Genomic DNA, 25,183 nt, shown 5'->3' with positions numbered 1-25,183 from the left:
ATTTCGCAAACACTGTCGCGCCTACAGGACATTTATGGGCACGAGGGTGTGCGGGCGATGCTGGCAAACGCTGGAACCCAGATGTTTGCCGCCTCAGAGGATTCCGAAGTACGCGAACATGTGTCCAGGTCCATCGGGGACAAAACGGTCATAAGCAAGTCGAAGTCTCGAGCACTCGGCAAGATGGAAATGGGCAGCATATCAGAGCGTGAAGAAGGCATTCGGCTGCTCCGGCCAGAGCACGTTGGTCGTCTGCCGGAAAACGAGGTTGTGCTGATCCGCGAAGGCAAGATGCCCGTGATTGCGAACAAGATTCGATATTTCGAAGATCCTTATTTCATGCAGTTCCTTGGTGGCGACACGCCAAAGATCAAAGGGACACACCTGGATCTTGCTGAAGAGCAGGCCAAGGATACGGCAAAGGCAGTGGCTGATGCGAAACCGGCCCCTGCCCCGGTGAAAGAGGTTTCTGAAAAAGACCAGGAACTTCAGGCGGCATTTGATGCGCAGCGCACGGTCGCAAAGCGGAAAAGTCGGTCAGCGAAAGATATGGCGATGGAGAAAATGAAAGCCAAACGGGCTGAAAGTAGCGCCTTCACTTGACGGGGGTAACAGGACGCGGCCGAACCGGACCTTACTTCAATATGCAGAGAACGGCAGGAGAGAGCCCTAACCTGCTCGTGCTGCGACTTACATATATGTCCGCTTCCGTGAAGCTTACTAGAATGGCGCATTGTCAGCTTTATGCCTGCTGAGAATTGTCGTCATAGTATCGACAGCAAAAACACTCATCAAAAACCAACAGATTGACGACAGATCAAGGGAACCCCGCACGCATATAAACGATGATCTTCCAAAGGTCTTCTTCGCTCAGCGCTTCCTTGAAGGCTGGCATGTCTGTTCCGAAGCGTTCGCCGCCCTCGGAAATTGCCCAAAGAAGGTACTCGTCCCCCGACATCGGCATCTGAACGAACCATCGTAGGAGAGCGGGAGAGGGCGCGAGCGAACGTCCGGCTTCACCATCGCCCAAACCCTCAGCTCCATGACAGCTTGCGCAGTTTTCCGTATATAGCGTCTTGCCCTCCGAAACATTCTCGGGCGTTGCACGAATGGTGCTCCGAGCCCCGCGGTAGGCTGCGGGCACGTCCTCGTTCATATACGTCCAATGTCGTTGCATGCGCTGCTGCTGGCCAGGCCCCATATTGCCGTGCCCCCAACCACGCATGTGCTCAGACCTCATGTGGTTAGATCCCATTGGCCCGTGACCCCACCAATCTCCTCGTTGTTGTTGTGCGCAACCCACTGTAGCAATGGTGATAGACAGAACGCTTAAGGTAAGAGTGCGTAATCCAAGCTTCGTCATCTTCTCCTCCTTACTGTTTCCGCTCGATGAACGTCGCCTCAGGCCGCTTCGTAACTCTTGAACACCTCGGTGCTACCGTCCTTGAGGATCAAAAACACGTCGTAGGCCTCACGACGATCTTCCGGCCCCATCCCAGGGGAACCGTAGGGCATGCCAGGAACAGCAAGTCCAACAGCACTGGGTTGCTCCTCCAGCAGACGACGAATGTCTGCAACCGGCACATGCCCCTCGATCATATAGCCATCGATCTCGCCTGTGTGGCAGGACATCATTTCTTCGGGAATGCCGTTGTCCAATTTGTGGCGGACAAGCTGTGTTCCAAAGCTGCGCTCCTCGGTAATGCGAAAGCCTTCCTGCCGCAGGATGTCGATCCAAACCTGGCAACAGCCGCAGTTCGGATCCTTGAGAACACGGACGGAAGGCGTGTCTTGCGCAAACGCGGCAAATGGTACTGTGCTGGCAAAGCCAGCGGCGTAAGTCAGTACTTGGCGGCGTTTCAGGTTCATGGCGAGAGTCCTTGGTATTTCCAACTAAATTGAGCCGATTTCGTATCATTCGAGATCAAAGGTCATAATCCACGTCAAACATGCTCATGTTCGCCAACTTCCCGACGCTCGGCGAGCGCTTGGCGCACGATCTGGAAAGCAGAGGAAAGAAACAACGTTGCCATGACCGCCGCAACAATCAGGTCAGGCCAACCGCTAGCTGTGCCCCAGACGCCTAAAGCTGCAAACATAACGGCCACATTGCCAATGGCGTCATTACGCGAACATAGCCAGACAGAGCGCACATTTGCATCGCCGTCCTTGTAACGGACGAGCAAGAGAACACTTGCGAGATTGGTCATAAGAGCGAAAAAGCCAACGATGCCCATGATCTCGGCCTCCGGCACTCCGACATAGAACACCCGGTACACGGTCGATCCAAACACCCAAAGACCCATCAGCAGCAAGCTCACCCCTTTCGCCAGAGCGGCATTGGTGCGTGCACGGATTGAAGCCCCGATCACTGCCAGCGAGATACCGTAGGTCAAAGCATCCCCAAGGAAGTCTAGAGCGTCGGCCTGAAGTGCCTGAGACTTTGCATAGTGACCGGCAGTCATCTCGACGACGAACATCACCGCGTTCAGAGCAATGACAATCCACAGCCTCCTTTTGTAGTCGTCTGATACGCCGTCGAATTTGGCGTTGTGTCCGCAACATGCTGACATTGGGAAGCCCTTTTTGTATCTGTCGTGACCATAGTGTAGTGTCTCTAGTTACTAGAGGTTCAAGAGGTATTTTCATGTTTTCTATCGGGGAGCTTTCCAAGCGCACGAAGGTCAAAGTTCCGACTATCCGCTACTATGAGGAAATGGGCCTGCTTGCCGCACCAGAACGCACCGAAGGCAACCAACGGCGCTACGATGTGGCAGGGCTAGAGCGTCTCAGTTTCATCAAGCATGCACGCGATCTTGGTTTCTCAATTGAAGCGATCTCCGAATTGATTGTGCTTCAAGGCCACCCGGATCGTTCATGCCAAGCCGCAACGGACATCGCCGTCTCACAACTTTCCGAAGTAAGAGCAAAGATCAAACGACTACGGGCTCTTGAAAAAGAGCTGGTTCGGATTTCGAAGGGCTGTGATGACGAAGGAGTGTCAGAGAACTGCTATGTGCTCGCGTCTCTTGCCGATCATAAACTCTGTCACCACGATCACTAAACTATGAGCGGACATTGCTTTAGTCCCAGCGAAAGACTGTTTTGTCCGCTTCTTGCCTATTCAAACGTGGTGCAGCGAATGCCCGGAATGTCCAAGGACAAGAGTCCGTCCCAATCGGAACAGACCCCACATTACTCCAACCCGGTGGTCTCGCTGTTCCCGGCAACACATTCACCGGCGCGAACAATCATCTATCATGTCCTCCGTGGTTAAAGACTGTGTCCATCATACTCATGGACGTGGGTAGCCTGTTCGCGGGTATGGGCAATCTCTTGCACCACGGCGGCAATCTTGCTGGATGAAACTTGGTGCAGCTCACCAACAACGGCCTCCGCGCGCTCGTAGCTGTCCGGAACGCCTTGGCTGTTGAAATGGGCGGCAGCGGTGGAAATGTCCGCGTCTTTCCAAGTCGCCGTTGTGCCGATTGAAACGCTGTCATGATCGTTGTAGCGGGCCAGGAACTTGCTTCCGTCGAGACCGAAGCTGTGCGCGGTCGCCACAATGTCATCACGCACAGCCAGCCATTTTTCGGCTTCCGTGGGGTCCAGGTTGTCCAACTCGGCCGCATTCATGGATGTGGTGTAGCTGTCATCAGCCAAAGTGTATGCCTGCAGGTCGGTGTCATATGGGCGCAGTTCGGCAACATCGCCTTTCAACTCCCCGATCTGAACGTCCATTGCGGCACGCAAGTGTGGATCTTCGACCTCTCGTGCAAGAGCCTCCATGTTCTCGATGGAGTTCACGATGTCCTTGGTCTGCTGCTCGTAGTTCTCAAAGATGGCCTCCCCCAAAGCGGATTGCATATACTGAACATAGCGATCACCGGGCGACTGGTAGTCGTCGGACTCCTGAAAATCCTTGTCACCACTCAGATCCGCAAGGGACGAATAGTAAGGGTGATACAGATCGTATTCCTGAGCATCACTCATGTGCTGAGAAACCAAAGCCTGCATATCGTTCAGATCAACCGGCTCCCCTGACCGCTCCGCAGCTTCAAATTCGATTTTGAATTCTTCGACCAGATCTTGTTGCGCAGTATGTTCGTCAACACGGCGGTTGGCCTGGTCCTCGATGTCGAAGCTGTTTGAGGCGATGGCTGCACGATCAAAGCCCATCGCCTGCTGTTCTTTCCTGATGATGTCGATCTGCTCTGAAACGCGATCTTCACGCGGGGCGGATTGATCAAATCTGGAATAGGGTGCGAAGTGTTCGACTTCGTTCAAAAGATAGTCTGTACGCGAAACCATAGTTTTTCCTTTGCGAGTTGATGGAAAACTCTGTGATGGGTCTGCCTGGGGCGTTGGCGCGCGCATCAGGCAGACCGGTTAAAGTCCTTACAAGCTGTGCCCGTCATCGTCACCGCGCCCCTGCAAGAGCGGGTGCGTTGCGTGGGCGTGAACGTCTGAAAGTTCTTCTGAGATTGCGATGATCCTGGAAGACGCAAGCTGGTGCAGCTCGTCAACAACGGCCTCAGCGCGGTCGTGGCTGTCGGGTAATCCTTGCGCCTGGAAGTGGGCCGCGGCGGTCGAAATGTCGTCGCTGCGCCATCCCATTGTTGTACCCAGGGTGACGTTCTGATGATCGCCAAAGCGGGCAACGAACGCCTCGCCATCGAGGCCGTAGCTGCTGGCCGTGTCGGTGACTTCTTTGCGGATCGCTGCCCACTTGCCGGCCTCTGAATAATCCAAGACATCCATTTCGGCAGTGCCCATTCCCATCATCGTTGAATAGCGGCGGTCCTCGATGATGAAGGCTTGAAGGTCCGGATCGTTGGTGCGCAGGTCCGCAACGTCGCCCTTCAACTCGCCAATTTGAATATCCATAGCGACACGCAGATGAGGGTCGTCAACCTCACGGGCCAGCCCTTCCATCTTGTCGATGGATTGCAGCAATTCTTTGGTCTGAGTCTGGAAGTCCTCATAGGCCCCCTTGCCCAAGGTGTCCTGTATATAGACCTCGTACCGGCGTGCTGCCGGGGCATAATCAGCGGACGACTGGAACGCCTTGTCATCGACAATATCAGCAAGGGCAGACAGATACGGATGGCTCTGTTCGTTGTCCCGAACGTCGCTGATATGGGCAACAACCTGAGCCTTCAGCTCGGGTGCGATTGTTTCCTCAGAACCGCCTAATTCGATGTGTCGCCGCAAGTTGCTCATGACTTCGGGCGACACATAAGACGGGTCTCCTGGCTCGCCGTAATCATCAAAATGATGGGCTTGATCCAGCAGATGTTCCATTCTCGATACCATAGGTTCCTCACTTTCAACGAGTTGGATGGCAAACTCTTCGATCCGGTCTTTGACAGCGTTGGCGCGCTCATCAAACAGATCCGACATTCTTGCGATGGAGAGTGTCATCACATCACCGGCCATGTCGCGGGCCGTAACTTCAACCTCCGGAGTGCTTTCAACAACAGACAGTCCGGCCTGAACCTTCCACGTGTCGGTCTCAACTTCCTGCCGCAAACCGCGCTCAAGGCGGGTCGTTGCGGTCAGCTCAATTCCGTATCCTTCGGCAACCTCAACCTGGATAGAGCGCTGAACGTCGATGTTCATGTCGCTGCTCATACCCATAGCCAACCACTGCCCATGTTCCACGCCTCGGTTATTCACAACGATGTGGACATGGGGGTTGTCAGTGTCGTTGTGGAACACGGTCAGATAGTCCCAGGTATCGCCAAAATCACCGCTCCCAAACAGGCGATCCGCGAAGTCCAAACCGGCCTCATGCGCGGCATCCGGATAGGTGCCTTCGGGAAAAGAAACGATCATGTGACGGGTATAACCATAGTTGGTTTTCCCGTTGAAATCCTCGGCCCAGGTCTCGATCAGATCACTCACCTGATCGGCATCGAGCGGGGTCACACCATTGTCGCGGATGTCCAACACGCCCTCTGCCCTGACGGTCAGGTAATTGATCTGGCGGCGCAGCTCATGCGCTTTTTTCACCCCACCTTTGCGGACGTGTTTCACAACCGCCTCGGGCTTTCCAACCACAGCACCAAGCCGCGCCTTGATGGATGAGGCCCGCGAGATCATGAACTTCATGCGCTTGGCGGTTTGCAGCTGCTGGCTGATCTGCTTGGACCGATCGATACCCTTCTGCGCTTCCCGGAAGGCTAGCTCCAGAAAGTCCCCTGCCGTCAAATTGTGAGCCGCGACGTTCATGCTTCAGATGTCCTCTCATCGTCGCGCAAGATTCGGCGAATGGCGGAGTCTGGCTCTCGGTTTCGGCGGGCCGCGGTGATCAGCGCCTTCAGGTCTTGCCGGTGCTGGATGATCGCACGATGGAGGTTTTCGACATCGCGCCGGTCGTCATCGGTCCAGATCACCGAACCGCGTTTGGCCGATTTTGCGAGCTGATTGAGGTTGGTGTATCCACCCTGAACCTGCCGCAAGTGCGTCTGCCAGAGATCGACAACGGCCGGGTCAGGATCGAGATACCCGATCAGACGATAGATCAGTCGTTGGATGATCTGGTTGCGGCTCTTGGCCCCAAGCGACTGCACGGCCTCCTCCAAACGCACCAACGCATCTGACGGCAATCGAACGGAAAAGACAGTGGTGTCGCCGGGCTTGCTCAATGTATACCTCTGGTTGTTTTTATGACTTGTAACACAACTACCTTATCCTGTCATACTCTCCAAGAGGAAACCGGGGGTGATTTTAGAAATCCGTATTTTCTCAAATTGCCCCCGGAACAGTTTTGCTCTTGGAGGCAATCTCCACGCCGGGAAAAGGGTCCTGCCCCTTTTCCAGCCAGCAGGCGTGGGTGCCGGTGGACCGGCGCAGGGCAATCACGCAAAGCGGGAGCTGCCCGAACAGCGCCCGTCACATACCGGCACGTTCAAGGTCAGTATGGCATTTTCCGCGCGCCTCAGCGCGCTCAATGTCCCGCCGCTTTCGCGGCGGGTGTGGCAGGGTTGTCTGCTGCCGCATTGGGGCAGGTCGGCACCCCTGCCCGGTCTTAGGACCGCGCGCCACCTGTGGCGCATATGTGGTCCGGCCTGCGGCCGGAGCAGAAGAAAGGGCGGCTTGCGCCGCCCTGCCCTCCCGTCATTCGGTGACGGGATCGTCATCGGTGCGCTTCGGGAAGGCCACCATCTCAACGCCAGGGAACATGCTGTGCTTGACCTGGATCGAGGTGATGGTGCCGGTCTCATCGGTATTGACGAAGAGCACCCCGCATCGATCCCAGAATGTCTTGCCTTCTTTTTCACCGGTCTTGACGCTCAGTTTCAGAGTTTGAGTTGCCATTGTTTGATCCTCGCTATGGCGTGTTTCGATGAACAAGGGAAAAGCGGGCATCAAGGGGATGTCAGCAGGGAATTTGATCCGCGCGGAATGCGCCGCAGGCGCAGGGGACATTCCTTGTTGAAGCGCGGCGCCCGGCCCGGGCGCCGCGCGTCTTCCCCGACTGCCCGCTTATGTTCATCCCTTCAGAAACACCGCAGCCGAGGATCTTCTCCGGCAACGTACTTGAAACTGTCAGACCTGGTGAAAGGCAAGGCTTTCTGGGATCGCTGCGCGCGGAACATCTGAACAAAACGATGTCTTTGATGGCGGCAACATCACCTCGATCCGACACAGGCGCGGCGCTCAGTTCTAAGTTGGGGGTTGCCCTTCTGGGTCGGTATGACCGTCGTCGCAAAGGATGAAGAATGACGGACGGTGCAAACCGCCCTATCCAACTGGCGGAGGCCAAAGACCGGACGGTCCGGCCCTGGTCCGTGCTTGTGCGGATCAGGTAAACAGCCGGACTCAATTTGGATTGGCGGGTTCGGTAGGACGCCCCGGTAATCCGCAAGAACTCTCTCAAGCGCTGTCGCGGGGCGAGACCGGCGCACGGGCAGATACAGTGATGAGTACGCCAAGAAAAAGGCCCACCGAAGCGGGCCACGAGTTTAACCAAAGGAAAATCTGGAGGTATTCTTTACAGGCTAACGCTTGCGCGCGCGATCGACAACACCGTCAGCTGTGATCGTGGCAATGCGATCCTCTGTGCGGCGGGTCATTTCCACCCCGTCACCCGTCATATGCGCCTCGGCAAATTCCGTGAACTTGAAGATGCTGCCATCTGCTTCAACATGGGTTTCGTCCTCTGCCGAGCGCCGCTTCACCGATCCGTCATGGCGGATTTCGATGATCGTGTTGTCGGCCATTCGGACCGTCACGGTATGCTCATCTACAGCGACACCCTGCCACCAGGCATCTGCATCGCGGCGCACAACAATGCGGTTTGGGTGCAGCTTGATCTGCACGTCCTGTACCTCGTCCGGATCAGCGGCTTTGACGACCACGATGGCCTCCTGCGCGCTGGGATCACCATGGATCGACGCGCTCCCGTTTTTTGGCGGCCAGAGCTTCGGCTGTGTGCGCGGCTTGCCCTTCTGGTCTGTATGAAACCCGACGAACATCTGCGCGGATTTCCAGACGCGGCGGGCGGCTTTTTCAACCGTAGACGGAGCTGCATCGGTGGACATGGTGGATAGCCTTTAAAGTGGGTTAATTCACGTGCATTTTCGGGGTGAGCGTCACACCCACAGCGCTCAGCACTTTCAGCACCGTGCCAAACTCGGGATTGCCATTTTCGCTAAGTGCGCGGTAGAGGCTTTCCCGAGACAGACCAGATTTGTCGGCCACACTCGACATACCTTTGGCCTTGGCAACATCGCCAAGTGCCGACGCGATCAGCGCCGTGTCGCTGGTTTCAAAAGCCGCTTCAAGATAGGCTTGAATGGCTTCCGGGCTGTCCAGATAGTCAGCCGCTTCAAACTTCGTTGTTTTGACACCCATGTTTTTCACTCCAACTCTCTTGCCATCGCCTTGGCGGTTTTGATGTCGGCTTGCTGGGATGACTTGTCTCCCCCGCACAGCAAAACGATCAAAACGTCACCGCGCGACACATAGTAAACGCGATACCCCTTCCCTTCGGAGATACGCAGTTCACTCACACCTTCACCAACCGGTTTCACATCACCGGGATTGCCCAGGCTCAACCGCGTGATGCGAACCAAGATCCTGGCTCTCGCCCTTTGGTCCTTCAGGCCCTTGAGCCACTTGTCGAACAGGTCCGTCTTACGAATTTCTATCATACCTATATGTAGCCTACAGGCTACAACCTTTCAAGTCAAAACAACCTATACCATTGAACTAAAATCAAAAATCATTGCTGAAAAGCAGGGCGCGTTGCGCCCTGCCCTGCCAGTTTCAGAAGCAATCCGGCACCCATGCATCGATCCGGGCTTTCTGTGCCTCGGTCACGCCCAGTGCCTTTTGATGCTCTGGATCATTGAAGAGCTTGTGCAGCGCCTCGTTCTTGGCACCCTTTTTGGATTTCGCGAAGGCTTTGAACATGTCGGCGTCGATGTGCAGGTCCAGCAGGTCTTTGTAGAGATCATCCAGCTGCCAGCCTTTCAGACGCTTGAAGCAGTTTTCAGCCGAAGGGGTCCAGATCGCGCGCATGTCAGCCTCGATCTCAGCCTCGATCTCCGCCATGAACTCCGGGCGTTGGGTCAGAAACCGCCGGGCCAGAAAACCCGTGATCTCACCATTGCGGGTCTTCTTGCCCAGATCGCGAAACGCTTTGAACGCTTCCACGCTGCCTTGTGCGGCAATCTCGTGGAACTGGTCATAGGCTGCCTGTGCCGCTTCATCCCGTTCTCCGCCAAGACGCGGGTCGAGGATGAACTGGTCATCGATCTCGGGTGTGTTCCGCTCGGCACCACCATAGCCAAACCCAAACAGATTGCTGCTCAGACCGGAGGCCGGGGTGGCAAAGAAAGCAAACAGGCTCAACACATAATCAGGCTTGTCCAGCAGGGCCGTTTGAACCGCTGCCAGCCGGATCGCCACCATGTCGTCGATGAACTTCTGCGAATAAACTGGTTTTGGTTCTTCCTTGATCTCCGGTTCTTTGACCGGGGCCAGAACACCAGCCTCAATGGCAGCCTGAACATGTTCCGCCGCGACATAGGCCGGGGATGTTTTGATCTCGCCATTGTTGGTGACATAGACAAACACGCCGGACAGCTTGCGCTGCGCGTCAGAATAGAACGGCGCCGTATAGTCCTCAAGCGCGGCCAGCTCCTTTTCACCATCCGCGTCCAGAGCCTCACCCTCATAGAGTTCGGCAAGTTCGTCATACCGTTCGGCCTGTCCTTCGGTGAAGTCCCGGCTCACCATGTCCAAACGGTGCATGTCTTTCGTACCCGAGAACCCATAGGGAATGTAGCTTTCCTCATGGGTGTCCACCCAGTCCCAGCCTTCCGCGTCGCGCAGTTTTTCCGCTTCTACCGCCAGTTTCTCGGCAAACAGACGATCCAGTAACGCGCCTTCATTGAATAGGGTTTCATCGGCAAACAGATCAGCGGTGACGGTGCCGCCCGCCTCAACATAAGCCTTCTGCCCGACAAATACGGCCTTGCGGCTAGTGCTGCTAACAGCCTCCGACGTCAGTGCCTGTTTGACATCATGCTCACTGAACCACCGACATTCTTTGGCCCGTTCCAGAACCTCCAGAATTTTCTCTTCTTCGGTGCTGACGGTCATGGCCTTGGCCAGCCCCATGCTGATCTCACCGGCTTTGAGCGCATCCAGAACGGCGGCGGGCAGACTGGCAAGCGCGAGGCGGCGGCGCACATGGGATTCGGTCACGCCAAACGCATTGCTGATCTTGGCAATAGACAGAGATTTCTCGGCCATTTTGCCATAAGCACGGACCTCGTCCACAGGGTCCAGTTCTTCACGGGCGGTGTTCTCCGCATTGGCCCATTGCTCAGCCACGAAGGGATTGTCCGTGACCTTAACGGGAACCTGTGCCAGATCAGCGCGCTCAGTCACGGCGATGTTCAGAGCCCGTAGGCGGCGACCACCGGCAACGATTGCGACTTTGCCATCGGTATCGCGCAACCCGCTGAGGTTCTGGATCAAGCCACACATAACCAAACTGTCGGCCAGAAGTGCAATACCTTCCTCACCAACCTCCTGTCGTGGGTTGATGTCAGACAGGTAGAGATCGGACAGGGATACGGTTTCGATGGTTTCCGGTGCGGTGAATGTTTCGACTTTGCTCATGGGGCAAATCCTTGTTTGAGTGTTTGAGATCGTGTTAAGGGTGCCCTACCCCTTCCGGGGTAGAGCGGAGCCGTTTAGATGGCTGCGTGTTGGATCAGGAAGCGGCGCGCGATGTGGAAATTGTCGCCCTTCCTGATTAGCGCCCACGCTTCTGCGATACGTTGCTGCAAGATTTCATTGCTCATGGTGTTCACCTCCTTTCCGGTTTGGGATTGAGATCAGTATTCGCTGGGGCACATGATGGTCAGAACGCGGCGCGTCACTGACGTGTCAAACGGCCGGTCGGACCCATACGTGTAGTCCGTGTCGTAAAGATCGATCTTCCAGAACAGCTTCTGGTCACGGACTGTCACCGCCCCAAAGGTGTGATCGCCATAGGGGTCATTGCCCTCGTCAAACTGGTCATCCGACGCCACCGCTGCCAAAGCTGCAGTCTGGAACTCCATCCCTTCACCTGACACGCCGGGCGTGACAAATACCTGACCCTGAATTCCCTTAGAATGCATCTCGATTGCCGCAGTCGGATCGATCAGCGCTTTCCGAAATAGGTCATTCTGGGTCGCAATCTCTGCCGCCTGCAGGCTGGTGTCAGTGTCGATGTCTTTTGTCTTTTCAATGTCCAAAACCGTCTCTCCTTTTGTGGTGCGACCTCTGGGGTTGATCCCCTTTGGTGCTGGTTTTGAGCCGAGCCCTGAAAGGGCGTCGTCTCTAAAACCTGCCCCGTGGCGAACGCGGAGAGGGGCGAGACAGGACCAATCGACAAGAGTGGTGCGGCCCGCAGCGCAGGCGCGCGAGGACACGGTATTGTCTATTTGTCTTGTCCGAGGGGGGAGGCCGCGCCTTCCCCCTTACGGAAGGTAGCGTTTGGCTTGTCCAAATCCCGCCTGACCCACAAGGAAAGGACAAAGGATCTCTGATCCTGCGTGAGCGCAAAAGGGACCGTCACCCGAATGGGCAGATCACCACGGCATGGACCGACCATGACCCAAAGCCCCTGCCCCGGCTCGCAAGAGACGGGTCAGGGGCTACTGGGACAGGGAGATCATTCTGGGGTGTTCTGGGTGGAAGCCGATACGTCGGCTGAAACCTAGAGCCTGCTCACGAGCCGAAAGGCTCGGGATTTGCCACAGAAACAGACTGCAGCCCGAAGTCACTCACCGACCGGAACATACCCTCGACGGAGCTTTTGCTTTTCGAGATTGTGGAGCGCTTCACTAGCCAGGGCTTCGTCATCATACGTCACCATCATGGCTTGCCCGTTCGTGCCAATACGCCCCCAGGTACGAAGCACTGAAACCTCCCCAAACAACGTCGGCTGCAACTCGATGCCATAGAACCGCGCCATGTTGATCTCAGGGTCCACATGGATCAGGTGCACAGGTGTGGTGTCTGTCAGCTCCATGACGCGATTGTCGATCAATAAAGCTCGTCTGTCCAATGACTTTGCTGGAACAGTCAATTGGCAAGGATTCAGAACCGTGATGAAAACATTCGACAACTCAATCTGTCTGATGCTTGCCTCGTACCCATCCAGGTACAGGAGCTCATATTGGCACCATTCCACATTCCGCTGCTGGAACCGTTGTGACCACTGGCCAGAGTAGGTACGGTTTTCTCATATCTTGCAAAACGAAATAGAAGGATGAAGGCAACGTGGCTGAAATCTTGGAAGGCGGATGTTTTTGCGGTGAGGTTCGATACCAGGTCACTGGCAGCGCAGTAATGCAACTCATGTGTTTTTGCAGTGATTGCCTATCGATGACCGGAACGGACGGTTATGCCGGGTACATGATAAAGTCGGAAGACCTGCAGCTGCTGAAAGGCAAACCACGGACCTTTGAGAAGACCTCAAAGGAAGGTCGACCTGTCATCAAGCATTTTTGTGGCACCTGCGGATCAGGCCTGTGGGGCGTGACAGCCTTCGGATTGACGAGCATTGCGGCTGGGACATTGGATGAGCCAAACAACTTCAAGCCAACGAGCAAGGTTTTTGTGAAAGATGCCCCCAACTGGGCCAGGGTTCCCCACCATTTGGAAGAAATGTAGCGTTTGAAGCTTTGGTATCACCTACATTTCTGTCTTGGAGTTGTTCCTCTTGGTGACCCGAGTTGCTACGATTGTCGTTGAGGCAATAAGCAGGACATCGCGATGCGCAATGCAATCTTTTTACCCCTAATGGCTTTGTTCCTGGGGGTCGTCATGGACGTTAAACCGGCGGCGGCCGCGTCACTCGGAACATATGAGGTTTTTGGCGTCGAAGACGGTGACATGCTAAAAATGCGCAGTGGGCCTGGAACAGGGTTCAATGTGATCGTTGGTCTTCCAAATGGAACCGCACTACGAGTTCACGGCTGTGAGCAGACCGGTGGCACCCGTTGGTGCCGCGTCTCTTTGGAGCGCGCGCGCAAGCTTAAGGGATACGTCTCTTGGGCATATTTGCGGAAAATCTAATACGACAGCGATCAGCACCACCATCTTTTAGCAATCATAGAATACCGGCGGAAACGCCCTGACGAATCCACTAGTTGGGCTCACACCCGTCGTCGAAGCGGCTCGCAACATCCCCGAATTCGCTGGGTTCAGGACGGCCCTAAGGCTTTGACTGGGGAGCGCTTGATCGCCTGCACCGTAACGGATTGATCCTGGACCCGGTTGGAAAGGCAAAATCGGTGGTACTGACCGATGAAGGCCTGCGCCGCTCCGAAAAGCTTTTCACAGAGCTTTTTGGGCGGGAGCCAAAGACATAGCATTCGCCATGACAAGTCCCTCCATGTAACGCAGGTCTGCATACGCGTGTGGGCTGGCTGGCGGTTGCAATCTGCGCTAAATCGCCCCTGTCCGGCAAACAGGGAGAAGCTGAAGATGACAACGGGGAACGATCTTGGTGGGCTCATCGGGTTTATCACCCGTGACGAGATTTGGCATGAGCGGCTCGCTGATGTGTTGGACGAGCATTTTCTGCCAGCGCTCGAGGCCTTCGATCTTGAGTTCGAGGATCTGGGCGACTTGCTGGGCGAGGATTGGCCGATGGTCCTGTGGGGTGGTGGCCTGGAAGATTTGCTGGGCAGGACATTCGGAGCGGACGCCGAAAACGCTGCGGATGCTTATCTGAAAGGGAGCGGTTCCAAGGAGAGTGCGCAGACCCGCGCCTATATCAAAGGATTGCGGGACGCGTCGGTCAGCCTTTATGAGGTGAGCGAGGTAGACCCCGGCAGATCCATGGTCTTGCGCAACATGCTTTCGGACGCAGAGCCGGTTACCGTCCGGGAACACAGCGCGACGCAGATGCTGCAGCGATGGGATCGCATCGCAGCTCGGGTTGTCGCACAGGGGGATTATAACGTGATCTCGGGGGCGCTGCTCCCATTCGACCCCGACACCGTCGCGTTTTTTGAAGACGGGCTCCGCTCCGTGTTGAAATTGAACCCCGACGTTGAACTGAGGCTGACACAGGATCAGCTACACCGTTCCGCACCCCTCTTCACCAATGCCTGGCTCTTCGCACATCTGCCGAACCTACTGGATCCGGAACCACCACAAATCAGCAACAGCGATGGCGACAACCTGCTCTTTCACGACATGCGCTTCCCCCTCGCCAGCAAAGTGACGCAAAGCCAGGTATCTGAAAAGCTAACACAGTCCGCAGAACTCGTGATCTCAGGCCAGAAGGATTGGACCTGGCTTGACCTCGACACCCCGTCCGGCACCAAGCACGGCACCGGCCTCGTGTTGGACAAATCAATGTCAGGGGCCTCCGTGCTTGGGTCCCTAGATCTGAAAGGTCGGACACTCACACTTTCTGTGAGCTCTACAGCGCGCGCTGAACGCGGCGAAGCCCTGGTCCGGGACCTCCTGGGCGACCTGGTGAAATCTCCGCTGACATCAATCCAGACCGCCGAACAGATGATGGCGGATGACAGCACGAGTAACGGAGTGGCAGAAGAAGAGGACATCCCCCGTGCCCTTGCCCGTCAGATGGCCCACGAATATCTCGAACAGCATTACCGCGATACGCTTGACCAGCCGATTCCTGCCCTGGATGGCAAGACCCCGCGCCAGGCCGTTCGCAGCACGGCGGGCAGGAAGAAAGTCATAGACTGGCTGAAGACAATCGAAAACCGCAGCGCGCGCCAGACCGGCTCTCCGGTGGCTGAGTATGATTTCGGCTGGATGTGGGACGAGCTTGGTCTGTCAGACTACCGAAATTGGACCAGCGATGGTTCTTGCAAAAACCGTTCCAAAGCTTCGCCTCCTGAACCCATCGACTAACCCATGTTTTCCCGGCTGCGTCTTGCAGAGATGTGGCAAGGGTTATGCTGTCGCTGCGCGTCCAGATGGTTTGCCTCGTGACAGCTGGGGCACAACAAAATTTCAGTCTCCGTGGACACACCGGTTTCATAATCGAAACAGTACTCTTGTCCACATATTTCCAGCACCTCTCCACTCTTGGCCAGTTCCGAACTTGTCACCTCGCAGTGATCACAAATTCCGTCCAAGAGAGCTGATTGGAGTTCAGAAAGAACCACTGTTTTCTGAAAATTGCACACTCTGTCACTCATAACTGCTTCAGGCTTTCACAAAATGGTGAAGAGAGAAAGCTTGTGAAACAAGAATTCAAGGGAATGTGACATAGCCCAATGGGTTCGAGATTTAGTTTCGCCGATCATTGCCTGTAAGCTGCGCGGCGCGTCGAACTTTCACGTCAGCCGCCATCCCACAACAGACCCGCGCACATCAAAATACAACCTGGGCTAGTCCTCCCAGCGAAACGCGTCGTTGTCCGCCTTCACCCGACCAATAGACGGCAAAGCGAAGTGGTTTCCCAGCACAATACATCCCGTTTCCGAGGCGCTTTCCAACAGTTTCCGACGGGATGTCACGGCCATCTCAGCATCGGAATCAAACATAAAATGCCACTCGGGATGCCAGCACTGGGCGGTTGTATGGATTGCATCACCTGTAATCAGAGCGCGCCGGTCGCCACTGGTGATTTCGACCGAGACATGACCTGGTGTTTGGCCTGGCGTGGGGATCAGAGTGACGGAATACACCCTGTCGCAGTCCTAAGGTTCACAGGAGGCCCGAGACAAAGTAGGTTTCTTGTGTAGAGGTAACGGCAATAGGCGTGGATCAGAATGGCGCGACAGCTCCCACTCGAAGGTAACAAGCCCTTTCTGGTTTACGCCGGCACTGGCACCGACCTGATTTTCAATCATGGAATTGAGCTTCCCGGTTTCGCGTCGTTTCCATTGCTGGAAGAACCTGGCACCAGGGTGATACTGGCCGGTCAAATGCAGGCTCTTGTCGATCTGGCCCGTGAAATGAATGTCGGATGCATCCTTGATGCGCCCACATGGATGGCGAACGCCGACCGGGCAGCGCCCTTGGGGTACGATGCAGAGCGGCTCGCCGAAGTAAACAAAGATGCGGTCAGTCTAATGGAAGACGTGCGCCAAGCTGCCGCTCGCGATGATGTACTGGTGTCGGCCTGCATCGGCCCGCGCCATGATCCTTACGCCGACATCCCGCCGGTACCCGTCGAAGATGCACGTCAATACCACGCCGCTCAAATGCACAGCCTGAAAGACACAAGCCTCGATCTGGTCACCGCTTATACATTCAACCGCCCAAGCGAGGCAGCGGGATGCATCCTCGCCGCCCGGGACGCTGAACTGCCGATCATCATGTCTCTGGTTGTTGAGACAGACGGGTGCCTGGCAGACGGGACCAAACTTGTGGACGGAATTGACCAGATCGACGCAGCAACCGACTCGGCGGCGCTGTTTTTTATGGTCAACTGCGCTCACCCTACCCATTTCGCCGGAGCGCTTGGCAACCACCCCCGGCTGAGAGGCCTTGTGGCGAACGCTTCGAGTTGCTCGCATGCGGAACTTGACGAAGCAGATGAGCTGGACGAAGGCGATCCAGCTGAACTTGGTAAACAGATTGCCGCGATTGCGAGGCAGAATCCGTCGATCCAAGTATTTGGAGGATGCTGCGGTACCGACATGCGCCATCTGAAATCGATGATCAGCGAACTAGCATAGCCAACTTGGTTCAATCTGAGCGATAACGCTGAGATCTAAGGTGATCCCGTAATTTCTTTCCACAACTTGTTAGGAGATCGGCCCTTTGCTGCCGTTGACCGAGGGCGCGCATCGCTGCGGTGCGGCCCACCAGACCGGACTTTAGCTGCGACTGCGAAATCCAGCGATCGACAAACTCACGCATCGCGGACCAAGTGTGAATTCGCCGCGCTTGTCGCGATGGCAGCTCGGTGCGCTTCGCTGACGTCAGAACAAGCGTGAAAATGTATCGATTCTCGCCTGGATTGAAATACCTTCAAAGACAACACCAAAGAAGTGAATCTTTGTTCAGACTAACATGTTGGGTCTGCTTCTAGGGGGGGATGCCCAATGACCGAGACCGGCAAAACAGTCCACACGCCAGTGGCGCTTCAATGCCAAGTTCGGTGTGAATTTAGGCGTTCGCACCATCAATGGTCATCGGGTTAGCGCTCCGATTTGACACCAATATATTCCGGCAGATAACGCGGCGGCATTGGCCCCTTGTTCCGCCCGCCCTGTTGAATCTGTTCCCAGCCATGAGACAAGACGCCAACCGAGCGGGAAAGACAGAACAATCCCCGGGAAAGCGGTGCCGGGAACCCCAATTCGCAAAAGATAACAGCCGTGGCCCCATCGATATTCATCGCGATATCGGCACCGCGCTTACGTCCGATTTCCGTCTGTATAGCTTCACCGATATCGGCAAATCGCCCTTCTACAGTGCCTGACATCGCGGCCTCGCGTACCAACGCCATCAATCGCGGTGCGCGGGGATCGACGGGCTTGTGGAAACGGTGGCCAAAACCCGAGACGATCTTGCCATTTTCCTCACACCAGGCGGCGATACCGTCGCGGACGGCAACTTCCTGTTCAGCGCCGTCATCCATCCGTTTGGCGACGTCGAAATAAAGCTCGGCGCATTGTTCACCGGCGCCGCCATGCACGTCACCCAACATGTTGACCCCGGTGGCCATGACGTTGTTGAGCCCCAGCCCACAGGTCGCGGCCATACGCGCTGCGGCTATCGATGGCGCCTGCGGACCATGATCCACGCCCGCCACCAGCGCGCATTCAAAAAGCGCCGCCTGTTCTGGCGTGGGCAAATTGCCGCGCACCATGAGCCAGATCATCTGAGCAAAGCTGACGTTTCCGATCAGGTCCTGGATCGGGTGGCCGCGAAAGGCGATCCGCCCCGGAGCCATGTCGATAATTTCGGTGCGCCACCAGTGGCAAATGGCATCGGCGTCATTGCGTCCTGCGGGGTCCGTCATATCGCGCCATCCTTTGCCAGTTTTTCAATGTCTTCCGGTGAAAGACCTAACTCGCTCCAGATTTGAGAGTTGTGCTGCCCCAATGTGGGCGGTGGTGCATCGACGGTGGGCGCGCTGCCGTCCAATTTGATCCCGGTCGTGGCAACCTGAATGTCGCGTCCGACGCCGGGGACGTTTTCAAACTGGTCGAGGAAACCGCGGTCTGCAACCTGCGGCATTTCCAATACTTCCGGCACTGTCAAAACCGCTCCTGATGGCACACCAATGCTATTGAGTTCCTTGGCCCAGTCGCGCGGTGACCGGGTCTTCAACACGGTCTCCAGCTCAGTTTTCAGAGCCAGCCTATTGCGTTTGCGATCCTCGCGCGTGGCATATTCAGGCCGCTCGCGCAGCGCGGCCAATCCCAGGTGGTCCGTCAGTAGCTCCCATTGCTGGTCTTTGTTTGCGGCAATGTTGATCAACCCGCCCTTCGCTTCAAACGCACCGGAAGGCGCCGAAGTGGGGTTTTCATTGCCATTGGCAGTCGGATTGACGCCGGCGATCAGATAGTTCGACACCACCCAGCCCATTGTCGCCAGCACCGATTCCAGCATCGACACATCAATAAAGGTGCCGCGCGGATTGGCGTTCAGAGCAGATGAAATCGCAAAGGCTGCGGTGATGCCCCCCACAGTGTCTGCCACCGGATATCCAACGCGCAGCGGCGCGCTGTCGCTATCCCCGGTGATCGACATCACACCCGAGGTTCCCTGTATGATCTGGTCATAAGCCGGGCGGCGTATCCACGGGCCCTCTTGGCCAAAGCCGGAGATAGCACAATAGATGAGGGTCGGATTGGCCTCTTTCAGGGTCTGGTAGCCCACGCCGAGGCGCGTCATGACGCCGGGCCGGAAGTTTTCAACCACGACATCTGCAGTTTCGACCAGTTTCAGAAAAATCTCTCGACCCCGTGGGTTCTTGAGGTTGACCGTGACCGATTTCTTGCCCGCGTTCTGGGCGAGAAAGGACACGCCCATGTTGACTTTGTTCAGCTCTGGGTCGGCCCCCAGTTGGCGGGCGAGATCGCCCCGACCGACGGCTTCGACCTTGATAACCTCGCCGCCCAGATGCGCCAGATGATGACAACAGAACGGACCGGCAAGGACATTGGTCAGATCAAGAACACGAATGCCCTTCAAAGGTGTCTGCGACATTATCCGCGCCCCGCGTGTACAACCTTGGCCGCCGTGAAAAACTCGCGGCAATAGCTGCCTTTTTCCGGTGCACCATAAGAGGATCCCTTTCGGCCCGTAAAGGGTGCGTGGAAATCCATGCCGGCGGTGGGCAGATTGACTTGTATCATGCCTGCTTCGGCGTTCTGCGAGAAGTGATCGATTTTGGCGGGATCCCGCGTGACAATTCCTGCGGACAATCCAAATTCGCAGTCGTTGGACGTGGCCAGGGCGGCGTCGTAATCCGGCACGCGTAACACGGCGGCGATGGGCCCAAAGATTTCGTCTCGTGCCACGGCTGCGTCGGGTGACACATCCGTAAACAACGCAGGCGCAAAGTAATGGCCGGTTGTTTTGGATTTGACCTCGCCACCACCTGCGGCAAGCGTTGCACCGTCATCCACAGCCTGAGACACGTATCGTTTGTCGATGGCGAGCTGCGCTTCACTGGCGACCGGACCAATCTGGGTTTCCGGAGCGCGCGCATCACCGATCCGAAGGTCTTTCATTGCCGCGCAAAGACGGTCAACAAATGCGTCGTGAATGCCCTCGGTCACAATCAGGCGGGAAGACGCTGTGCAGCGTTGTCCGGTTGAGAAAAAGCTGCCCTGAACGGCGCAGTGCACCGCCAGATCCAGATCGGCGTCATCCAGCACGATCAAGGGGTTCTTCCCCCCCATCTCCAGCTGCATTTTCGCTCCTCGCGCAAACAGCGCCGCCCCCATATGGCGACCGACGGGTGTGGAACCGGTGAATGTGACCCCGGACACCTTGGGGTGCGTAACGATTGCCTCCCCAACCTCACGGCCTTTTCCCATCACAAGGTTGAACACCCCCTCAGGCACGCCCGCACGGGCAATAATATCGGACAACATCCATGCCGATCCGGGCACCAGTTCGGCAGGTTTGAACACAACCGTATTGCCATAGGCCAGAGCGGGTGCGATTTTCCATGCGGGGATCGCCAGTGGGAAATTCCAGGGCGTGATTACGCCCACAACGCCGATTGGCTCGCGTACAACATTTAGCGACACACCTTCGCGCAGAGATTGGTAGGTGTCGCCGGTCGCACGATACGCCTCAGCCGCGAAATATTTGAACAAATGCCCGGCGCGATGCGCTTCGGCCTTGGCTTCGGGCAAGGTTTTGCCCTCTTCGCGGGCCAGCATATCGCCCAGCTCGTCTACACGGGCGAGGATTTCCGACCCGATCCGGTCGAGCGCTTCGAACCGGACCAGAGGCGATGTCTTGCGCCAATTCGGCAGGGCCGCGGCCGCGGCCTCGATTGCGTCAACCGTTTGATCGGCGCTTGCCCGGGCATACTCGCCGATCGTGTCGTTCAGGTCGGACGGGTTGACATTGGGGGCCGCGTCGCTGCTAGCAACCCATGATCCGGCGATAAAGTTGGCAAAGGGGTTTGCAGTCATAGCGCTTCCTCAAGAACTGGTCGCCACCCGATATCTTCATGCCGGTGGTCCACAGTATTCACGTAAAAATAGGTCGGGCCATGATAGCCCCTGCACACCCGCCCATCGGCCCGTCTGGCAACCGGTTCGGCGGTCCAGCTGACCGCGCCGAACCAGTTCCACAAACGGTTATGAGGCGAGGTCAGATGATCCGGGCAAAGCGGTGCTGTACTATTGGCCGGGTCCGGTTGCGGAGCGTTCAACGCCCCGCTGCCCCCCACCAGCGCATCCCATTCATTGGGGCGCGTCGCCCCCTGAAAAGGGTCACTACAGGGCGTATCCCCCCCCGTAAGCAACCGGCAGCGAAACAGGCGTCCATCAATCGACAGCTCTGTGCCATGGACATACCCCGCATCATCCAGATCCTGCCAGCTGACGCGGCTCATAAGCATCCGGTCGGCGACCATCAATCTTCTTCCACCGTCCTCAAATAGATGCCAGTTCAGGCGCAGGTTCGGGTCTTTGGGACTGTCGGTGAGCGCCCAGTTGTCCCAATTCGGGTCGCGTTCAAATTCCGGTAGGTTCCCGGGTTGCAGGCCCTCGTAAGGGCAAAGCGCTGACAGGTCTGTGATCCAGGGCCGTGTCGCGGGCGCAAGTGTTTTTCCTGCATGGGAAAACCCACCCAGCTGCTCTGTTCCTTTGTAGTCCATCATTGCTCTGTCACCGCCCCGGTCACAGGTTGTGTGCGGAAGCGACGCAGGATCCGGAACAACATTTCTGCAGCCAGAAATTCGGTACGCTCCGACGGATCAAGAGGAGGGGACACCTCAACAATATCCAGTCCACCCAACGGGGCCTCGGCCAGCCCATCCAGCAGATCGTAATACTGACGCGGTGTAATACCGCTATGAACGATTGAGCCGGTGCCGGGGAGGTAGCCAGCGTCCATCGCATCGATGTCGATTGACAGATACAGTTCGTCACATCCCTTCATGGCATGCTCCAACGCCTGACGAATTGCCTCTGCCGTCCCCAATTTATGTACGTCGCCAGCCGAAAACACCCGACCGCCCTGCTCTTCGATCAAGGCGAGTTCACCGCTGTCGACCCAACCGGTGATCCCGACCCAAACCATATTGGACACGTCGACATTGGGCAGTTCGGAAATCCGACGGGCATTGGTTGCGTGGTTATGGCTGCCCCACGCGCCAAGCCGGTCAGAGAAATCCAGATGACCGTCGATCTGGATATACCCAAAACGTGCATTTGGTGCGCGTTTGGCCAACCCACGGGAATAGCCAAGGCAGGCCGGGAAGCTATTATAGTGATCACCGCCCAGTGCCAGAGGGATCGCCCCTCCAACGCTCAGCGCCTCGGTCATTGCGGCAATGGCCTCGGTGGTTGCGTCTACATCCTCAGGGGTGATCACTGCATCCCCGCAATCCACGAGCCAGTCGCTGGCCGTTGCGCTTCTTTGGCCCGTATCTGGATCAAAACTGACCCCCTGCGGTCGCATGGATTGCAATACCGTCGTTGCCTTACGCAGCGCCTCGGGACCAAACCTGGTTCCGAGCCGGCTTGAATGTGTCCAATCGCTGGGCATACCCACCACACCGATTTGGCCCGGACGGACGTCGGCGGCATCGAGCAGAGGCCCATCAAACAGCCGATACCCCGGTTGTGCCAGAGGCGGGAGAAATGTCGTTATCGCTGCAGTCATGTCAGTACTTTTTCCTTGGAAGTTTGGCGGCGCGGAAAATCAATCCCAAAGCCGAGGCGCGCATAGATAAACGCCAGAAGAGCCGTGACCATCAGGCGTTGGCCAACCTTCACGACACCCATTCCGGGACGGTTCGGATTCAGACCGGTCAACATAATGGCGCTGACCTCGTGCCGTCCCAAAAGCTCAAGCCATTGCACCACCGTCGCAAGATCGCAGCCCCCCAAACGGGGCCGATCACAAAGCGCACTGAGCGATGTTTCAAACACCGAGAGATCAAACCGAACAAACAACGGCTTTGATGGATCCCGCCACTCTGAAAACGCGGCACGCTGCGCGGCAGTATCTCTATTTACCGGCGTGGTCGTTCCGTTCGGCAAGGGCGCAATATGAAAATCGCGCGCATCGGCTGGTGTACCGCCAAGCTGCACTGTCTGACAATGAGGGAGCGCGCTCCGCGCCGTCTCGGACATGCGATCTGATCCGCCCAAAAAGATTGCACAGGCGCCATTGTCGCTGATCTGACGCATGGCCGCCTTCAAGGCCGCGTGGATCGCATCTTCGGACCCCGGTGCAATATCTCCGAGATCACAAAGCCGCTCGTGCAGGCCATCGGTACTGATATCCTGACGCGCATCGATATCTACGGGGTGACTGAATTGTGGATTTGCGTGCCAACCGAAATAGACCGAGGTTTCGCGTAATGCACGCGGCGCCAGAGATTGCCCTGCATGAGGTGCGTTTGTATCTTCAAACGGGATGCCCAGTACGGCCAGATCTCCAGACCGGACGTCGCCGATTGCTTTGGTCTGAGAGCGCATGAACGACAGATGCCCTGCCATGCGCGGCAACGGGGCCGAACGTAGAGGCATCAGCCTGCTCCTTTCTCAAGACGAGCTGTGACCGCTTGCAGGATCGCCAGTGCAGCGCGGGTTTCAGCCTTGCCACGGTTGTCCAGTTCCGGGGCAAGCCCAAAAACCGCAGCCGCGATGGTATCGCCCGGGGTGGCGTCAATTTGCGCGATCATTTGTGCTGGTGACATTCCCGTCAGGCGATGCGGGTGCGATACCCATTTGCCCGCAAGCTCTTGTAAATCCACAGACAGGATGACCGGTTGGGTGCGGGGCAAATGGCTCACTGCGCCGCCATTGACCCCAATGATGGGAACATCCGCACCTGTGACCTGTCTTGCGGCGACGTCAAGCGCTTCCAAACCGCTGGAATCGCCGCCTACCAACACCATGCGGGCACCGGTTTCAAGAACCGATTCACATTGCGAGGCAACTGCGAGAAAATGCTTGTCAGGTTCTAGCGGAAAGACGTTCACGTCCCCAAGGTCAATTGCATTCGCGGGTGTTACTGTGGGGCAGGACGCATACCGAAGCTGGCGCGCGAGATAGCGTTGCCCTGCCGATGGCCGGGCGAGATTGTCACAAAAATAGCCTGCAATCGCGACCTGACCGGGCACGAGATCTTCCAGATCGCCAATGGATGCGCCCAGAAAACTGGGGATCGCGTCAAACTGTATTTGCGCCGCTTCACTCATTGTGCAACGCCGCGTTCAGGGTTTCGATCGCCGCCAGTTCCGACATTCCCCTGGTGTCGCGCGCAGGCGCAAGGCCGGTGATCACAATCGCCTGCCATTTACAGGACATGGCACCAATGACGGAAACCAGCGTTTCAGGTTTCATCCCGCCGGGATTTAGGCCGACGCTGCCAGCTGCATGCCCCAGATCAATGACCGATATGTCGATCCACAAGACAGCGCGCTCGGGCGTGTCAGAATAGTCGCCGTGCCCTTCATCCAACTGCCGCGCGGTGCGCCAATCCATCTTGCGCTGGCTGATCAGATCCCAGACACCAGCAGGTTGATCGCCGTTCAATCCCACCCAGATCGTGTTGGCTGTTCGCGTCGCGATATCACGCCGGGCCAACGGCATGGCCGCGACAACTGGCAGATCAGGCAAGGCCCCCAGCACACCCGAGGCGACATCAGACGCGCCACCCAAGACAACGGGTACAACACCGTGATCCACCATTTGCGTCACAAGTTGTTCCAACGCGGCAGGCCAATCCCCTGACAGGTCCAGATTGCCAAGATCCCGACCATCTACAGGCAGTCCGATCCCAAGTTGGGCAGTCATTTTGCGCAGCGCATCGGGTGCCAGAGAGGTGCCGGATCGGGGCCCGGTGTTAACTTCGCTCGGAACGCCCATAACCCCAACACAATCAGCCTTACATTGCGAATGAATGCCAAAAGGAAGGTCCGCATAACCAGCTGTTATCATTTGTTTCCGCGCGCTATTCATTGCCAGACGCCTTCGTTATTTGCGATTTCCAATTGCGCTCAAACCGGCTATAAAAA

28 protein-coding genes and 1 pseudogene are annotated in these 25,183 nt (G+C 56.7%); 7 read left to right on the top strand and 22 right to left on the bottom strand.

Annotated elements, in window-relative coordinates; all coding sequences use genetic code 11:
• A partial coding sequence (locus ACR0DB_RS20160) for a type IV secretory system conjugative DNA transfer family protein (protein ID WP_480552607.1) occupies window positions 1-603 on the top strand: 603 nt, incomplete at its 5' end.
• A gap of 214 nt (window positions 604-817) precedes the next feature.
• On the opposite strand, the gene ACR0DB_RS20155 is transcribed toward ACR0DB_RS20160, so the two are convergent.
• From ACR0DB_RS20155 to ACR0DB_RS20145, 3 genes are all read right to left on the bottom strand, one after another.
• Window positions 818-1,240, bottom strand: coding sequence for a c-type cytochrome (locus ACR0DB_RS20155; RefSeq protein ID WP_170474328.1), 423 nt, complete (start codon window positions 1,238-1,240; stop codon window positions 818-820).
• Between the two features lie 161 nt (window positions 1,241-1,401).
• Entirely contained in the window at window positions 1,402-1,869 is a 468-nt protein-coding gene (locus ACR0DB_RS20150) for a DUF411 domain-containing protein (RefSeq protein WP_170417767.1), read from the bottom strand.
• Window positions 1,870-1,943: 74 nt separating this feature from the next.
• Window positions 1,944-2,573: a cation efflux transmembrane domain-containing protein gene (locus tag ACR0DB_RS20145; protein WP_170417770.1), complete on the bottom strand. Its 630-nt coding sequence runs from the start codon at window positions 2,571-2,573 to the stop codon at window positions 1,944-1,946.
• A gap of 74 nt (window positions 2,574-2,647) precedes the next feature.
• Between ACR0DB_RS20145 and ACR0DB_RS20140 the strand changes: the two genes are divergently transcribed.
• Window positions 2,648-3,064 (top strand): MerR family transcriptional regulator, encoded by a 417-nt coding sequence (locus tag ACR0DB_RS20140; protein ID WP_170417773.1) that lies wholly within the window; start codon window positions 2,648-2,650, stop codon window positions 3,062-3,064.
• Between the two features lie 209 nt (window positions 3,065-3,273).
• Here the strand turns inward: ACR0DB_RS20140 and ACR0DB_RS20135 are convergent, their stop codons facing one another.
• The 10 genes from ACR0DB_RS20135 to ACR0DB_RS20090 form a co-directional block, all read right to left on the bottom strand.
• A complete protein-coding gene (locus ACR0DB_RS20135; protein ID WP_170775031.1) occupies window positions 3,274-4,377 on the bottom strand; it encodes a hypothetical protein in 1,104 nt (367 codons plus the stop codon).
• Between the two features lie 21 nt (window positions 4,378-4,398).
• Window positions 4,399-6,234 (bottom strand): relaxase/mobilization nuclease domain-containing protein, encoded by a 1,836-nt coding sequence (locus ACR0DB_RS20130; RefSeq protein WP_170417779.1) that lies wholly within the window; start codon window positions 6,232-6,234, stop codon window positions 4,399-4,401.
• The gene (locus ACR0DB_RS20125) at window positions 6,231-6,650 is read right to left on the bottom strand and encodes a hypothetical protein (RefSeq protein ID WP_170417782.1); all 420 of its coding nucleotides are present in this window, start codon (window positions 6,648-6,650) and stop codon (window positions 6,231-6,233) included. The genes ACR0DB_RS20130 and ACR0DB_RS20125 overlap by 4 nt, the downstream gene beginning before the upstream one ends.
• Window positions 6,651-7,122: 472 nt before the next feature.
• Entirely contained in the window at window positions 7,123-7,323 is a 201-nt protein-coding gene (locus tag ACR0DB_RS20120) for a hypothetical protein (RefSeq protein ID WP_170417785.1), read from the bottom strand.
• A 683-nt stretch (window positions 7,324-8,006) separates the two neighbouring features.
• The gene (locus tag ACR0DB_RS20115) at window positions 8,007-8,549 is read right to left on the bottom strand and encodes a hypothetical protein (protein ID WP_170417788.1); all 543 of its coding nucleotides are present in this window, start codon (window positions 8,547-8,549) and stop codon (window positions 8,007-8,009) included.
• A gap of 22 nt (window positions 8,550-8,571) precedes the next feature.
• Window positions 8,572-8,862, bottom strand: a complete 291-nt coding sequence (locus ACR0DB_RS20110; RefSeq protein ID WP_152460667.1) for an addiction module antidote protein — start codon at window positions 8,860-8,862, stop codon at window positions 8,572-8,574.
• Window positions 8,863-8,867: 5 nt separating this feature from the next.
• Window positions 8,868-9,161 carry a type II toxin-antitoxin system RelE/ParE family toxin gene (locus ACR0DB_RS20105; RefSeq protein WP_170417791.1) on the bottom strand — a complete coding sequence of 98 codons (294 nt, stop codon included), beginning with the start codon at window positions 9,159-9,161 and terminating at the stop codon, window positions 8,868-8,870.
• 115 nt (window positions 9,162-9,276) lie between these two features.
• Entirely contained in the window at window positions 9,277-11,142 is a 1,866-nt protein-coding gene (locus ACR0DB_RS20100) for a ParB/RepB/Spo0J family partition protein (RefSeq protein WP_170417794.1), read from the bottom strand.
• A gap of 218 nt (window positions 11,143-11,360) precedes the next feature.
• Window positions 11,361-11,765: a DUF3768 domain-containing protein gene (locus ACR0DB_RS20095; protein WP_152460664.1), complete on the bottom strand. Its 405-nt coding sequence runs from the start codon at window positions 11,763-11,765 to the stop codon at window positions 11,361-11,363.
• Between the two features lie 527 nt (window positions 11,766-12,292).
• Complete coding sequence (locus ACR0DB_RS20090) at window positions 12,293-12,580, bottom strand: WGR domain-containing protein (protein ID WP_237215935.1); 288 nt, start codon at window positions 12,578-12,580, stop codon at window positions 12,293-12,295.
• A gap of 215 nt (window positions 12,581-12,795) precedes the next feature.
• On the opposite strand from ACR0DB_RS20090, the gene ACR0DB_RS20085 reads away from it, so the two are divergent.
• The 4 genes and pseudogenes from ACR0DB_RS20085 to ACR0DB_RS20070 all read left to right on the top strand — a co-directional run bounded on the left by ACR0DB_RS20085 (window position 12,796) and on the right by ACR0DB_RS20070 (window position 15,411).
• Window positions 12,796-13,188 (top strand): GFA family protein, encoded by a 393-nt coding sequence (locus ACR0DB_RS20085; protein ID WP_152460663.1) that lies wholly within the window; start codon window positions 12,796-12,798, stop codon window positions 13,186-13,188.
• A 102-nt stretch (window positions 13,189-13,290) separates the two neighbouring features.
• Complete coding sequence (locus ACR0DB_RS20080) at window positions 13,291-13,593, top strand: SH3 domain-containing protein (protein WP_152460662.1); 303 nt, start codon at window positions 13,291-13,293, stop codon at window positions 13,591-13,593.
• A 155-nt stretch (window positions 13,594-13,748) separates the two neighbouring features.
• A pseudogene (locus ACR0DB_RS20075) lies at window positions 13,749-13,889 on the top strand (DUF6429 family protein); the annotation flags it as partial.
• Window positions 13,890-14,004: 115 nt separating this feature from the next.
• Entirely contained in the window at window positions 14,005-15,411 is a 1,407-nt protein-coding gene (locus ACR0DB_RS20070; RefSeq protein WP_174819503.1) for a DUF7986 domain-containing protein, read from the top strand.
• 482 nt (window positions 15,412-15,893) lie between these two features.
• Here ACR0DB_RS20070 and ACR0DB_RS20065 read toward each other — a convergent pair whose 3' ends face one another.
• The gene (locus ACR0DB_RS20065; RefSeq protein ID WP_170417797.1) at window positions 15,894-16,193 is read right to left on the bottom strand and encodes an MBL fold metallo-hydrolase; all 300 of its coding nucleotides are present in this window, start codon (window positions 16,191-16,193) and stop codon (window positions 15,894-15,896) included.
• Between the two features lie 84 nt (window positions 16,194-16,277).
• Here ACR0DB_RS20065 and ACR0DB_RS20060 point away from each other — a divergent pair, with 84 nt between their 5' ends.
• Window positions 16,278-17,189 carry a homocysteine S-methyltransferase family protein gene (locus ACR0DB_RS20060; RefSeq protein WP_170417800.1) on the top strand — a complete coding sequence of 304 codons (912 nt, stop codon included), beginning with the start codon at window positions 16,278-16,280 and terminating at the stop codon, window positions 17,187-17,189.
• Between the two features lie 464 nt (window positions 17,190-17,653).
• Here the strand turns inward: ACR0DB_RS20060 and ACR0DB_RS20055 are convergent, their stop codons facing one another.
• From ACR0DB_RS20055 to ACR0DB_RS20020, 8 genes are read right to left on the bottom strand one after another with little or no spacing between them, the layout of a single operon-like run.
• On the bottom strand, window positions 17,654-18,481 hold the full coding sequence (locus ACR0DB_RS20055) for a citryl-CoA lyase (protein ID WP_170417803.1): 828 nt from the start codon (window positions 18,479-18,481) through the stop codon (window positions 17,654-17,656).
• Window positions 18,478-19,674 (bottom strand): CaiB/BaiF CoA transferase family protein, encoded by a 1,197-nt coding sequence (locus ACR0DB_RS20050; RefSeq protein WP_170417806.1) that lies wholly within the window; start codon window positions 19,672-19,674, stop codon window positions 18,478-18,480. The genes ACR0DB_RS20055 and ACR0DB_RS20050 overlap by 4 nt, the downstream gene beginning before the upstream one ends.
• Window positions 19,674-21,119 carry an aldehyde dehydrogenase family protein gene (locus ACR0DB_RS20045; RefSeq protein ID WP_170417809.1) on the bottom strand — a complete coding sequence of 482 codons (1,446 nt, stop codon included), beginning with the start codon at window positions 21,117-21,119 and terminating at the stop codon, window positions 19,674-19,676. The genes ACR0DB_RS20050 and ACR0DB_RS20045 overlap by 1 nt, the downstream gene beginning before the upstream one ends.
• Window positions 21,116-21,811 (bottom strand): hypothetical protein, encoded by a 696-nt coding sequence (locus ACR0DB_RS20040; protein WP_170417812.1) that lies wholly within the window; start codon window positions 21,809-21,811, stop codon window positions 21,116-21,118. The genes ACR0DB_RS20045 and ACR0DB_RS20040 overlap by 4 nt, the downstream gene beginning before the upstream one ends.
• Window positions 21,808-22,818, bottom strand: coding sequence for an agmatinase family protein (locus ACR0DB_RS20035; RefSeq protein WP_170417815.1), 1,011 nt, complete (start codon window positions 22,816-22,818; stop codon window positions 21,808-21,810). Before ACR0DB_RS20035 ends, ACR0DB_RS20040 begins: the two co-directional genes overlap by 4 nt.
• Window positions 22,815-23,690: an arginase family protein gene (locus tag ACR0DB_RS20030; protein WP_170417818.1), complete on the bottom strand. Its 876-nt coding sequence runs from the start codon at window positions 23,688-23,690 to the stop codon at window positions 22,815-22,817. Before ACR0DB_RS20030 ends, ACR0DB_RS20035 begins: the two co-directional genes overlap by 4 nt.
• Complete coding sequence (locus tag ACR0DB_RS20025; RefSeq protein ID WP_170417821.1) at window positions 23,690-24,364, bottom strand: hypothetical protein; 675 nt, start codon at window positions 24,362-24,364, stop codon at window positions 23,690-23,692. The genes ACR0DB_RS20030 and ACR0DB_RS20025 overlap by 1 nt, the downstream gene beginning before the upstream one ends.
• Window positions 24,357-25,034, bottom strand: coding sequence for an arginase family protein (locus tag ACR0DB_RS20020; RefSeq protein ID WP_170474326.1), 678 nt, complete (start codon window positions 25,032-25,034; stop codon window positions 24,357-24,359). The genes ACR0DB_RS20025 and ACR0DB_RS20020 overlap by 8 nt, the downstream gene beginning before the upstream one ends.
• Between the last annotated feature and the right edge of the window lie 149 nt (window positions 25,035-25,183).

It is taken from the genome of Ruegeria sp. AB6, from assembly GCF_056542685.1.
This window is presented reverse-complemented; position numbering and strand designations above follow the sequence as displayed.

Bases quoted from the DNA above. Each gene is read 5' to 3' on its own strand.
- ACR0DB_RS20150 (WP_170417767.1), bottom strand. From the start codon at position 1,869: ATGAACCTGAAACGCCGCCAAGTACTGACTTACGCCGCTGGCTTTGCC.
- ACR0DB_RS20030 (WP_170417818.1), bottom strand. From the start codon at position 23,690: ATGCCTCTACGTTCGGCCCCGTTGCCGCGCATGGCAGGGCATCTGTCG.
- ACR0DB_RS20100 (WP_170417794.1), bottom strand. From the start codon at position 11,142: ATGAGCAAAGTCGAAACATTCACCGCACCGGAAACCATCGAAACCGTA.
- ACR0DB_RS20155 (WP_170474328.1), bottom strand. From the start codon at position 1,240: ATGAGGTCTGAGCACATGCGTGGTTGGGGGCACGGCAATATGGGGCCT.
- ACR0DB_RS20130 (WP_170417779.1), bottom strand. From the start codon at position 6,234: ATGAACGTCGCGGCTCACAATTTGACGGCAGGGGACTTTCTGGAGCTA.
- ACR0DB_RS20080 (WP_152460662.1), top strand. From the start codon at position 13,291: ATGCGCAATGCAATCTTTTTACCCCTAATGGCTTTGTTCCTGGGGGTC.
- ACR0DB_RS20040 (WP_170417812.1), bottom strand. From the start codon at position 21,811: ATGATGGACTACAAAGGAACAGAGCAGCTGGGTGGGTTTTCCCATGCA.
- ACR0DB_RS20045 (WP_170417809.1), bottom strand. From the start codon at position 21,119: ATGACTGCAAACCCCTTTGCCAACTTTATCGCCGGATCATGGGTTGCT.
- ACR0DB_RS20135 (WP_170775031.1), bottom strand. From the start codon at position 4,377: ATGCGCGCGCCAACGCCCCAGGCAGACCCATCACAGAGTTTTCCATCA.
- ACR0DB_RS20110 (WP_152460667.1), bottom strand. From the start codon at position 8,862: ATGGGTGTCAAAACAACGAAGTTTGAAGCGGCTGACTATCTGGACAGC.
- ACR0DB_RS20060 (WP_170417800.1), top strand. From the start codon at position 16,278: ATGGCGCGACAGCTCCCACTCGAAGGTAACAAGCCCTTTCTGGTTTAC.
- ACR0DB_RS20105 (WP_170417791.1), bottom strand. From the start codon at position 9,161: ATGATAGAAATTCGTAAGACGGACCTGTTCGACAAGTGGCTCAAGGGC.
- ACR0DB_RS20025 (WP_170417821.1), bottom strand. From the start codon at position 24,364: ATGAGTGAAGCGGCGCAAATACAGTTTGACGCGATCCCCAGTTTTCTG.
- ACR0DB_RS20050 (WP_170417806.1), bottom strand. From the start codon at position 19,674: ATGTCGCAGACACCTTTGAAGGGCATTCGTGTTCTTGATCTGACCAAT.
- ACR0DB_RS20115 (WP_170417788.1), bottom strand. From the start codon at position 8,549: ATGTCCACCGATGCAGCTCCGTCTACGGTTGAAAAAGCCGCCCGCCGC.
- ACR0DB_RS20145 (WP_170417770.1), bottom strand. From the start codon at position 2,573: ATGTCAGCATGTTGCGGACACAACGCCAAATTCGACGGCGTATCAGAC.
- ACR0DB_RS20035 (WP_170417815.1), bottom strand. From the start codon at position 22,818: ATGACTGCAGCGATAACGACATTTCTCCCGCCTCTGGCACAACCGGGG.
- ACR0DB_RS20140 (WP_170417773.1), top strand. From the start codon at position 2,648: ATGTTTTCTATCGGGGAGCTTTCCAAGCGCACGAAGGTCAAAGTTCCG.
- ACR0DB_RS20120 (WP_170417785.1), bottom strand. From the start codon at position 7,323: ATGGCAACTCAAACTCTGAAACTGAGCGTCAAGACCGGTGAAAAAGAA.
- ACR0DB_RS20055 (WP_170417803.1), bottom strand. From the start codon at position 18,481: ATGACGGACCCCGCAGGACGCAATGACGCCGATGCCATTTGCCACTGG.
- ACR0DB_RS20070 (WP_174819503.1), top strand. From the start codon at position 14,005: ATGACAACGGGGAACGATCTTGGTGGGCTCATCGGGTTTATCACCCGT.
- ACR0DB_RS20020 (WP_170474326.1), bottom strand. From the start codon at position 25,034: ATGGGCGTTCCGAGCGAAGTTAACACCGGGCCCCGATCCGGCACCTCT.